Consider the following 11,567-nt stretch of genomic DNA (forward strand, 5'->3'; position numbering starts at 1 on the left):
ACCACCGCCCGACGCTCAAAAGCCGAACGCGTCGTAGCCAAAGCACAACCAACCTCCCCCAAACCCACCCCAGCACCAGCACCAGCACCAGCACCAGCACCCACATACGCCAACAACCGCACCGCCTGATCCCGCAAAGCCTCATCGGAACGCCCCGACAACGGCCACACCACCGTCCCGGGCCCCGGCACATCCACCAGCTCGACCGGCCCCTCAACCGGTGCCGACTCCACAATCACATGGGCATTCGTGCCACTGATGCCGAAGGAGGACACTCCCGCCCGGCGCGGACGGCCCGTGTCATCCCATGCCCGGGCCTCCGTCAGCAACCGACCTGCCCCGGCCGTCCAGTCGACATTCGGCGTGGGACCATCCACATGCAGTGTCTTCGGCATCATCTGGTGCTGCAACGCCAGTACCGACTTGATCACTCCACCCACACCGGCAGCCGCCTGAGTGTGTCCGATGTTCGACTTCAACGACCCGATCCACACCGGACGTTCCGCCGACCGGCCCTGACCGTACGTCGCAAGGAGCGCCTGTGCTTCGATCGGGTCGCCGAGCCTCGTACCGGTGCCGTGCGCCTCCACCACATCCACATCCGACGCCACCAGACCCGCATCCGCCAACGCCGCCCGGATCACCCGCTGCTGCGACGGACCATTCGGCGCCGTCAGACCATTGCTCGCACCATCCTGGTTCACCGCCGAACCACGCACCACCGCCAACACCGGATGCCCAAGACGCCGCGCATCCGACAACCGCTCCACCAACAACATCCCCACGCCCTCGGCCAGACCGAAGCCGTCGGCCGCTGCTGCAAAGGCTTTGCAGCGACCGTCCGGTGCAAGACCGCCCTGCTGGCTGAATTCCACCAGCATGCCGACCGTTGACATCACCGTCACGCCGCCGGCCAGGGCCATGGAGCACTCGCCCGACCGCAGCGCCCGCACCGCCAGATGCAGCGCCACCAACGACGACGAGCACGCCGTGTCCACGGTGACCGCCGCACCCTCCAGGCCCAGGGTGTAGGCCAGTCGGCCCGACGCGACGCTTCCCGTGTTGCCGGTCAGCAGATGGCCGCCGGCTTCGGCGCCCTGTTCGAGGCGGGGTCCGTAGTCCATGGTCATCGCACCGACGAACACCCCTGTTCGACTTCGCCGCAGGGTGGCAGGGTCGATACCGGCCCGCTCCAACACTTCCCAGGTCGTCTCAAGGAGCAGCCGCTGCTGCGGATCCATCGCCAACGCCTCACGCGGCGAGATCCCGAAGAACTCCGCATCGAAGAGGCCGGCGTCATCGAGGGAACCCGCCTCGCGTTGGTAGAACCGGCCCGGAGTCCCGGGCGCGGGATCGTACCGGCCAGCCGTGTCCCAACCGCGGTTCGTGGGAAGCGCGGAGACTGCGTCGGCTCCGGTCGACACCAACTCCCAGAGCGCATCCGGACTGCTGACCCCACCCGGGTAGCGGCATCCCATCCCGACGATCACCACGGGGTCGTCGTCCGCGGCCCGCATCGGCAGGGCCGTGTCCGCATCACCGTCGGGCCTGTCTCCGACCAGCTCGCTACGGAGGTACTCGACCAGTGCCTCCGGGGTCGGGCGGTCGAAGACCACCGTCGCCGGGATCCGCAGCTTCATCACCGCACCGAGGCGGTTGCGCAGTTCCACCGCGGTGACGGAGTCGAACCCCAGGGCCAGGAAGGGCAGGTCCTTGGGCACCGGATCGGTCCGCCCGGTCAGAGTGGCGATCTCCCGCCCGACCAGACGCAACAGGAAGGCGCGCTGCTCCGGCACGTTCATCCCAGCCAGCTCGGTACGGAACTCGACGCCGTCGTCTCGCTCTCCTTCACCGCCACCCGCCTGGGCCGCGCCCGCCGGCTCGGACTCCACCAGGAGCGCCGGCAGTTCCACGACGCGGGTGTCTTGCCCTGCGAACAGCACCTCCGGATCCGGTGTCACACCCTGCACATACAGTTCCCCGAGCGAGGTGAGGAAGCGGCCCGGGCCGCCCTGGTCCCGGCGCAGCGTCCCCAGAACGGCTGCCTCCGATCCACTCTGCTCCACGCAGTCCACCAGGGCCGAAGTCAGCACGGTGTGCGGGCTGACCTCAAGCAGTGCGCCGTAGCCGTCCCGGAGCAGGGACTCTGCCGCCTGTTGGAATCTGACCGTGCTGCGCAGATTGCGGCACCAGTAGTCAGCGTCCAACACCGGAACGTCCAGCGGTTCCCCGGTCAGTGCCGAGTAGTACGGGAGCTGAGGTGTGAGCGGTTGGATCGGCGCGAGGTCGGCTCGGAGTCGGGGGATGATCTCGTCGATGTGGGGGGAATGCGCAGCAAGCCCCACCGCGATCTTCCGTGCGTGCAGTCCGGCCGACGCCAGTTCGGCGAGGAGTTGGGCCGCGGCGTCGGAATCACCCGAGACGATCACGGACCTGGGGCCGTTCAGCGCGGCGATGACCAGGCGGCCTTCCCAGCGTCGCAGCCGTGGTTCCACCTCATGGACCGGGGCCATGACGGAGATCATGTCCCCCCGCCCGGCCAGCGTCGCCTGCGCCTGACTCCACAGGGCCACCACGCGCGCCGAGTCGTCCAGCGACAGTGCCCCGGAGACCGCGGCGGCGGTGACCTCACCGACGCTGTGCCCAAGGACCGCCTCGGGTTCCACCCCGTGGGAGCGCCACAGTTCAGCCAGCGACACCGTCACTGCGAACAGCACGGGTTGCACCACATCGGCCCGGTCGGGGCCAGGGCTGCCTGCCGCTCCCGGGTCGCGGAGCGCATCCGTCAACGACCAGTCGATGAAGGGTTCCAGGGCCTGCGCGCACTCGTCCATCCGCTGCCGGAACGCCGGGGAGGCGTCCAACAGGTCCACCGCCATCCGGGGCCACTGCGCTCCCTGCCCGGGGAACACGAATGCGACGCGTCGATGTGACCTGGCCACCGCCCCCTCCACCAGGCCGGGCATACCCCTGCCATCGGCGAGGGCATCCAACCGCTCCAGGAATCCGTCTCGGCCCTCAGCCACCAGCGCCGCACGTCGAATGCCCGAGGAGGCGGTGCGGGCAAGGGCGAGTGCGACGTCCTCCGGTCGCCAGTCGTCTCGACCGGCCAGGCTGTCACGCAGGGCGCGGGCTCTGGCTGCCAGCGAGTCCCTGCCGTTACCGGCCAACGTCCACAGCAAGGGCGATCCCGTACCGGTTGAGTGCGCCATCGTGTCTTTGGTACTCCTTCACGGCGAGCAGGACCATCAGTCACCGGACCTGCGTAGAACGCCCCGCCTCCGCGGGTCGCCCACCGGCCGGGGCGCTTCTCGTCATGCCCGGCGCTGACCGCCACCGGACCTGCGGCTCAGATCCTTCCTGAGCCGCATAGCAGCCCGATAGCGCAGGCCGCGACACGGATAGGAGAAACCGGCGTATGGGAGCGGGAGTGGCGCTCGGTGCGCGCTGCGCTCGCCGAGCGGGCGTGGAGCCCGCGGTGAGCCCGGCCACGCCAGGGTTCGAGTCCACCGCGGGCGTCGTGGCGCGTCCTACGGCCCCAGGCCCGCTGCACCGCTCAACCGGGAGACCAACTCGCGTTTGAGCACCTTGCCGCTGGGCCCGAGCGGAAAGGCATCGACGAACTCCACCAGACGCGGGTACTTGTACGCGGCCATTCGCTCCCGGCCCCAGGCCACGATCTCGGCACCGAGCGCCGGGCCGGGCACCGAGCCGGGACGCGTCAACACCACCGCGCACACCTCCTCACCGTGAACGGCGTGCGGTAAGCCCACAACGGCGACCTGGGCGATCGCCGGATGTCGGGCCAGTACGTCCTCCAACTCGCGCGGGTACACGTTGTACCCGGCGCGCAGCACCATGTCCTTCTTCCGGTCGACGATGGACAGATAGCCTTCGTCGTCCTTGACACCGAGGTCGCCCGAGCGGAACCAACCGTCGACGATTGCCTCGGCGGTCGCCTCGGGCCGGTTCAGGTAGCCGGCCATCACGTTGTGTCCCCGGATGACGACCTCGCCCAGTTCACCGGCGGGCAACAACTCGACCCGGTCGGCCACTTCAGCTCTGGCGATCTCGACTTCGACGCCCCAGATCGGTCTGCCCACGGTTCCCGGCTTGAGCGGCCACGCCTTCTGGTTGTACGCCACCACGGGAGACGTTTCGGTCAGTCCGTACCCCTCGTAGACCGGGCAGCCGTACATCTCCCGGAACGCGTCGAGGAGCGTCACCGACAAGGCTGCGCCACCGGAGAAGGCCCGGTTGAGTGGCGGCCGTCGTGGATCGGCCCGGGCTACGTCGATGAGCGCCACGTACATCGTCGGAACCCCCATGAACAGAGTGCAATTCTCACGCACCATGAGGTCCAGTGCCTGCGGGCCGTCGAACCTGGGCATCAGCACCAGGGTCGCCCCCGCCCGGAAGCATGTGTTCATTCCGCAGATCTGGCCGAACGTGTGAAACAGCGGCAGACAGCCGAGGAGGACGTCGTCAGCCGTGAAGCCGAAGGGGGAGAGCATGGTGGTGTCGACGTTCATCACCACGTTGAGATGGGTGAGCAGGGCGCCTTTGGGCTGGCCGGTGGTGCCGGAGGTGTAGAGGATTACGGCGATGTCGTCGGGTTCACGCGGCACATGACGGTCGATGGGTCTCATCCGCGCGGCGAGTGCGTCCAGGCGGGGGGCGTTGGTGTTTCCCTCCTCCATGACGGTGAGCACGGGTGTCCCGGCTGCTTCCGCGGCCTTGCCGCCCTCGCCCAGGAGCGGGGCCGCACAGATCAGCGCTGCGGCCCCGGAGTCCTTGAGCACGTAGGTGATCTCATCCGACCGGAGCAGGGCGTGGACGGGGACCGCGGTCGCACCGAGCGCGAGTACGCCGAAGTAGGCCAGCGGGAAGTGCGGTGTGTTGGGAAGCAGGAGCGCCACCTTGTCGCCGGGGCCGATGCCCCGGTCGCGCAGCACGGCCGCGTACCGCCGCGCGCCGTCCCACAGTTCACGGTAGGTGGTCTTCCGTGTGTCGAACACGATCGCCGGGTGTTCCGGCCGCCGCAGCGCGGACTCGGCAAGTACGGCGGCCACCGAGAGAGACATGCGGGTCTCACACGTTCGCTTCCGCGGCCAGCCGAGCCTTGTCCGGCTTGCCGGCACCGGTCAGGGGCAGCGCGGTCCGGATGCCGATCTCCTCGGGAATGTGCTTCGGTGAGATGGCGACACGGATGTGCTCCGCCAGATCGGCGGCGGTGGCGGTGCTTGCCTCACGGAGCACCACGGCGGCGTGCATGTGCTCGATCCGGTCCGCGTCGCGGACACAGAAGACGCATGCTTGGACGACGTCGGGGTGGGCCAGGAAGGCGTTCTCGACCGTCACCGGATGGATCTTGATGCCATTGGTCTTCATCACCTCGCCGATCCGACCGCGAAGGTGAAGGTAGCCGTCGCCGTCGATGAAGCCGAGGTCGCCGGTGTGCACCCAGCCGTCCCGTACGGTCCGGGCCGTGAGTTCGGGTTCTCCCACGTACTCGCTCATGGTGAATGCCGAACGTACGCAGATCTCGCCGACCTCACCGGCCGGCAGATCGTGGTGGTCGTCCTGATCGCGGATCTGAACCCAGCCGGGTATCGGCCGGCCGACCGTGACCCGCAGGCGGGGGTCGAGGTGCTCGGCCGGCGAGAGCATGCTGACGAAGCCCGCCTCACTGGTGGCGTACACCTGGATGAGCACGTCACCGAAGACCTTGACCGCGTCGGCCAGCCGCTCCGGGGACGCTGGAGATCCCACATAGGTGACCATCTGGAGACTGGACAGATCGGTCGAGCTCACCTCGGGGTGGTCCAGGAGCATGTACAGCTGGGGAGGTGAGACCAGCAGCCGGGTTATCCGGTGCTGCTGCACGGAGCGCAGCACGTCGCCAGGGTCGAATCCGTCCCGCAGGAACACCGAGCCGCCGGACGCGAGCGAGTCATCGGTCGTGGCACCGCTGGAGTGGCTCATCGGGAGGGTGGCCAGATAGACGGACCGCCAGCCCATCTGGAGACCGGCGGAGATGAAGCCGTTACGGGTCTGGAAGTCGACGGCGATGCCCTTCGGCTTGCCGGTCGTGCCGCTCGTGTAGGTCACCACCGCGGGTTGATCGAGCCTGATGTCGACATCGGCCGGATCGAAGGCGTTCCCGTCCCCGGTGGTCAGGTCGAGGACGTCGGAGCCGAGATCTCCGAGACCGATGAGGTCGAGGGGAGCTGGTAGCAACTCGCGCAGGGCACGAGCGGCGGCGAGGTTCTCCGCGTCCACGGCCAGGTGCGTCGCGCCGGTCTCCTGGAGGATCTTGAGTTTGGCATCGGCGATCAGATGATCCCCGGGGTCGACCGCGTTGGTGGTGTGCAAATGGACCACCGTGGCCCCGATCAGATTCGCGGCGTACCGCAGGATCAAGGTCGGGGCCGTGTTGGTGACGGTGAGGATGGCCACCACCGTGTCGGCGGCCTTCCCGTTCGCGTCGACGTGCTGGCGCAGGGTGTGAGCGGCGGAACGGACCAGGGCGGTTAACTCCGCCGCGGTCAGGGTCTTGTCATGCCATGACAGGACCACCTTTTCCGGCTCGGCTGAGATTACCTTGAGGATCTGACTGACATACGTTTCGTTCGACGGCATACGGAACTCCTTTTTGTGTCGCTGCGAGGGATTTTCGGGGAGCATACAACACGACGCATAGATGTGTCAGGAGTGCAAATTCCTCGCGGGGTGGGGCGAAGATATCAAAATGTCGCAGCCCGCGACATTGAAGTGATATGCCGCTGTGGGATAATCCCCTCAACCAGTCCGAGTTCCGCATCGACGCAGTTCTCAGAGAAATGAGTTGACGTCATGGACCATTACCTGGAGCTCTTTTCGCGACACATTCAGGAATTAGGGTCCACGGAGGGGAAACGGGAGTTCCTTGAGATCGGGCGGCTCGCCGGGCAATTCCCGGCGGCGGAGAACCACCGCGACGGAGTCGTCTCCGAGATCAATGTGTGGTGCAGCAACGACTACCTGGGAATGGGCCAGCATCCACTCGTACTGGCGGCGACGCGGGAAGCGCTCGACGAGTACGGCGCTGGGGCGGGTGGCTCCCGGAACATCGGGGGGACCAACCGCTACCACGTCCTGCTGGAGAAGGAACTCGCGGATCTGCACGGCAAGACCGACGCACTGCTCTTCACCTCCGGGTACACCGCCAATGACGGAGCCCTCTCGGTACTCGCCGGCCGATTGGGGAACTGTCTCGTCTTCTCCGACGAGATGAACCACGCCTCGATCATCGACGGACTCCGGCACAGCGGCGCGGAGAAGCGCATCTTCCGCCACAATGACACGGCACATCTGGAAGAGTTGATCTCGGCCGCTGATCCCGACCGTCCCAAAATGATCGTCCTGGAGTCGGTCTACTCGATGGCTGGCGATGTCGCCCCACTCGCCGAGATAGCGAGGATAGCGCGCAACCACGGCGCGATGACCTTCCTCGACGAGGTGCATGCGGTCGGAATGTACGGGCCCCAGGGAGCCGGTATCGCCGCGAGCCAGGGACTGGCTGACGAGTTCACCGTCATCATGGGCACACTGGCCAAGGGATTCGGTACTACCGGTGGATACATAGCGGGTCCCGCCGAATTGATCGACGCAGTGCGCGGATTTTCCCGCTCCTTCATCTTCACCACGGCCCTCCCGCCGGCCGTCGTGGCGGGCGCCCTCGCCGCGGTCCGGCATCTGCGCTCCTCTGACGAGGAACGCAAAAGACTCTCGGAAAACGCCCGCCTGATGCACCGACTACTCAGGGAACACGGGATTCCCTTCGTATCGGACGAATCCCATATCGTCTCTGTATTCGTAGGCGACGACGACCTCTCCAAACAGATCTCCAGCATTCTGCTGGAGCGCCACGGCGCCTATGTGCAGGCGATCAACGCGCCGAGCGTGCGCACCGGCCAGGAGATCCTCAGAACGGCTCCGGGAGCCGTGCACGACCCGTCCGAGGTGCGGAAGTTCGTCGCGGCACTCGACGAGATCTGGCGGGAACTGGGGGTGCCGCGCACCCCGAGCCCTCAGCAGTTCCCTTGACCGGTCTCACTCCATCGTTGTCGGGTGCGCCGTCTCCAGCGAGGGCGTTCAGTTCAGCGGCGCCCTGGCCGGCGCGATGGTGCGAAGCTGCGCAGCGCCAGCGCATGAACACCGCCGGCTATCGCCCCGTTACCCCACTTCGACCCCACTGGCCCGCGCGGCGGGCACTCGACCGGGCCCTACCCGGCCTTGCCCGCCTGTTTGGCAGCGTGTGGTTGACAGCGTGTGTTTGGCAGCGTGCGATGAGTTCTGTCGCCTCAAGCAGTCTGGAGAAGAGACACGAAGCTGTGGTTCGAGAAAAGGTGGCGTCCGTGAACATTGCCCGCGTATTGATGGTTGCGCCTGTAGCGAGCGTTGAGGCTGCAGTGGTCTGGTACGAACAGTTGCTGGGACGTCCCGCGAACTCCCGGCCGATGCCGTCGCTGGCGGACTGGCATCTCACTACGGGGGGCTGGCTCTCGGTCTTCGAGGACGCCGAGCGTTCTGGTTCGGCACTCCTCAACCTGGAGGTCCCTGATCTGGACGAGGCTCTTGCCCAGCTCAAGGAACGCGGTCTGACTGCGGGACCGGTGCAGGCCGGCGGCACCCGCACCCGGTTCGCCGCCCTGGAGGACCCGGACGGCAACCGCGTCACCCTGCTGGAGAACCCCGCGACCTGACCCCTCAGTTAGCGCAGGGACCCGTGCCACCCCTGGACTCGGAGGGCACGTGCGCGGAACCTGGTGCCTTGAACGTGCGCGGAACCTGGTGCCTTGAACGTGCGCGGAACCTGGTGCCTTGAGGTAGCAGGAGCCCCAGCCGCTCGCCTCAGGCTCTGGGTGAAGTCGAGTGTTCCCCACGGCCACCGTGCGGCCGTGGGGACCGTGGGAGGCACACAGCCGTTTGCGCCCTGAAAGCCCTGATGAGCGACAAGCCAGCCCCCACCGACACCGCCACCCGACAGCAGTGGGAGCCCGCCGCCGAGTGGCGCGCGTACGCGGTTCACATCAATGCTGGGACGGGATCTACCGCCGGTCTCCGCCCACAACAGCGGCACCAATCAACGGCGGCGTTTCGAGGTCGACCACCACGGCACCCAGCACGCTTCCACATCCTCAATGTCCACAGCGGCCTGGCTCTGGTCCATCAGCCGGAGGGCCCCACCGGCCCCCGGGGAAAGCGGAAAGGGCCGGGAAGAAGGCCGCCTAGGGGGCCTGCAATCCATTGGCGGGCGGAGTGGCGGCGGTCTGCGGCTGGTGGGAGTCGATCTGCGGCAGCGGATCGCTGAGCTGCTCACGCAGATAGTTCCAGGCCACAGCGAGAAGCGCGGCGATGGGTACGGCGATCAGGCTGCCGACGATCCCGGCCAGACTGCCGCCGAGCGTAACTGCCAGCAGGACCATGCCCGCATGGAGGCCGAGCCCACGGCTCTGGATCATGGGCTGGAAGACGTTCCCCTCCAGTTGCTGCACCACGATGATGATCGCGAGCACGATCATCGCGTCCGCCGGACCATTCGACACCAGCGTGATGAGTACCGCGACCAGGCCGGCGAACAGCGCACCGATGATCGGGACGAATGCCGAGACGAAGGTCAGGACCACCAGGGGGAGGACCAGAGGAACTCCCAGCGTCCACAGACCGATGCCGATGAGGACGGCGTCGAGCAGACCGACGAGTGCCTGGGACCGGACGAAGGTGCCCAGTGTGTCCCACCCCCGCGCGGCCAGCGTCGGAACATCCGTGGCGAGCCGGCCGGGAAGCTGACGGGTGAGCCAGGGCAGGAAACGGGGTCCGTCCTTGAGGAAGAAGAACATGAGGAAGACCGCGAGAACAGTGGTGACCACCCCGTTGACCACCGTGCTCAATCCGGTGAAGACGGTGGTGAGGATGCTGTCGACGCTGCCCTGTACACGGCTGACCGCGGCGTCGACGCCGTCGGTGATCTGATCATCACCGATGTTCAGCGGCGGTCCGGCGGCCCATTCGCGCACCTGGTGGATTCCCTCGACCACTCCGGTGGTCAGTTCCCCGGACTGTGAGGCCACCGGAACCGCGATCATCGCCACAACTCCCACGGCGGAGAGGAGGAACAGCACGGTCACGGTGGAGGCGGCCAAGGCGGAGGGCCAGCCGTGGCGGCGCAGGAAGCGGGTTGGGGGCCAGGTCAGCGTGGTGAGCAGGAGGCCGATGATGAGCGGCCATATGACCGACCACATCCGGCCAAGTATCCATATGGTCACCGCGGCCATCACCAGGACCACGAGCAGTTCGCCGCAGACCCGCGCCGATGTACGGAGTGCGGCGCGGGATCTGGCGGAACTCAGCGTGTGCGACATGGGATCACCCTATGGTCATTTCGACAGGGCCTCATGCCGCGTTCTGGCAGAAGGTCTGCGGGGCAAGCAATTTGACGCATCGTCATATCGGTCGCCCGACGGCCGGAATCGGCCCCTGGAGAGGTGCCCGACGAGGACGGTGTGGGCCCGTTCAGGGTTCGCATCAGACACGTCTCTGCAGACCAGAGGCAGCAACACGAAACCGGCCCGGACGAAGCGGAGGCTCGGATCCCCCAGAGGTCCGGGGCATGGCACGACCCTCGATCCACCCGCCCGAGCCGCTCAAGCGTGCGGTCCGCAGGGCCACGGAGATCCACGACGGCTGTCCGACCGGATGGTGCCGGACGACAGGGAACGACGGATCGACGTTGTTGATCACCGAACATCTGACGTTGCGCCCGGGTTCATGCCCCATACATGAATGACCTCGACGCTGTGTCCCGGCCCGCTGTGAACCAGACCGGGCCATGGGTGCAGGCAATCAATGGAGGTCACACATGGTCAGACGTCGCAAGCTGCTCGGGATGGTCGGCGCGTCCCTCGGAGCGGGAGTGCTGTCCGTGGGGACGTCTGAGGCCGCGCCGCAGCAGCGGAAGCGCCCGAAGCCTTCACATCGGACGCTCAAGGTCCTGCAGTTCAACATCTGGCTCGGCGGCAGCCGGGTGCCCGGCGGGCGCGCGGGCATCGCGGACACCATAGCCGCGGTCGAACCGGATGTGGTGATGCTCAGCGAGTCGACCCCGGAGCGGGTGGCCCATCTCCTGGCGGATCTCGCCGAGCGCGGGATGACCTACTTCGACAACGAGAACCCGGTCGATCCGGCAGTCATCTCGCGTTACCCGATCATCGAACACGCGTCATTCCCCTCCTGGTCGAAAGCGGTCGTCTCGGTGGACGGCACCGAGGTCGCGGCGTACTCCGGGCATCTGGAGTACCGCTACTACGTCAACTACCTGCCGCGCGGCTACGGCGGCGGCACGCCGTCACCCCTGGAGACCTCCGAGTACGGCTGGGGCGAGATCCCGACCGGCCCGATCACCGATGCCGCGCTGATCACACGGCTCAACGCGGCATCGGGGCGCACCAAGGTGACGCGGACGGTGCTTGCGGACGCGGCGAAGGAGCGGGCCAAGGGCCGGCTGACGCTGCTGGCCGGTGACT

Annotated in this window: 7 protein-coding genes; 3 read left to right on the forward strand and 4 right to left on the reverse strand. The window is 67.1% G+C overall.

What is annotated here, in order from left to right:
- The 3 genes from ACFXJL_RS34605 to ACFXJL_RS34615 form a co-directional block, all read right to left on the reverse strand.
- Positions 1-3,212: beta-ketoacyl synthase N-terminal-like domain-containing protein (locus ACFXJL_RS34605; RefSeq protein WP_384699432.1), on the reverse strand; the 3,212-nt coding region annotated here is incomplete at its 3' end.
- 318 nt (positions 3,213-3,530) lie between these two features.
- A complete protein-coding gene (locus tag ACFXJL_RS34610) occupies positions 3,531-5,084 on the reverse strand; it encodes a long-chain fatty acid--CoA ligase (RefSeq protein WP_384699435.1) in 1,554 nt (517 codons plus the stop codon).
- 7 nt (positions 5,085-5,091) lie between these two features.
- Complete coding sequence (locus tag ACFXJL_RS34615) at positions 5,092-6,642, reverse strand: AMP-binding protein (protein ID WP_384699438.1); 1,551 nt, start codon at positions 6,640-6,642, stop codon at positions 5,092-5,094.
- 213 nt (positions 6,643-6,855) lie between these two features.
- Here ACFXJL_RS34615 and hemA point away from each other — a divergent pair, with 213 nt between their 5' ends.
- The gene (hemA, locus tag ACFXJL_RS34620) at positions 6,856-8,088 is read left to right on the forward strand and encodes a 5-aminolevulinate synthase (protein ID WP_384699441.1); all 1,233 of its coding nucleotides are present in this window, start codon (positions 6,856-6,858) and stop codon (positions 8,086-8,088) included.
- A gap of 311 nt (positions 8,089-8,399) precedes the next feature.
- Positions 8,400-8,747, forward strand: coding sequence for a VOC family protein (locus ACFXJL_RS34625; protein WP_358877972.1), 348 nt, complete (start codon positions 8,400-8,402; stop codon positions 8,745-8,747).
- Between the two features lie 525 nt (positions 8,748-9,272).
- On the opposite strand, the gene ACFXJL_RS34630 is transcribed toward ACFXJL_RS34625, so the two are convergent.
- Positions 9,273-10,406: an AI-2E family transporter gene (locus tag ACFXJL_RS34630; RefSeq protein WP_358877973.1), complete on the reverse strand. Its 1,134-nt coding sequence runs from the start codon at positions 10,404-10,406 to the stop codon at positions 9,273-9,275.
- Between the two features lie 497 nt (positions 10,407-10,903).
- Between ACFXJL_RS34630 and ACFXJL_RS34635 the strand changes: the two genes are divergently transcribed.
- The coding region (locus tag ACFXJL_RS34635; protein WP_384699445.1) for an endonuclease/exonuclease/phosphatase family protein at positions 10,904-11,567 on the forward strand (664 nt) is incomplete at its 3' end.

The sequence above is a fragment of the Streptomyces sp. NPDC059256 genome (genome assembly GCF_042753785.1).
Taxonomy (GTDB): Bacteria; Actinomycetota; Actinomycetes; order Streptomycetales; family Streptomycetaceae; genus Streptomyces.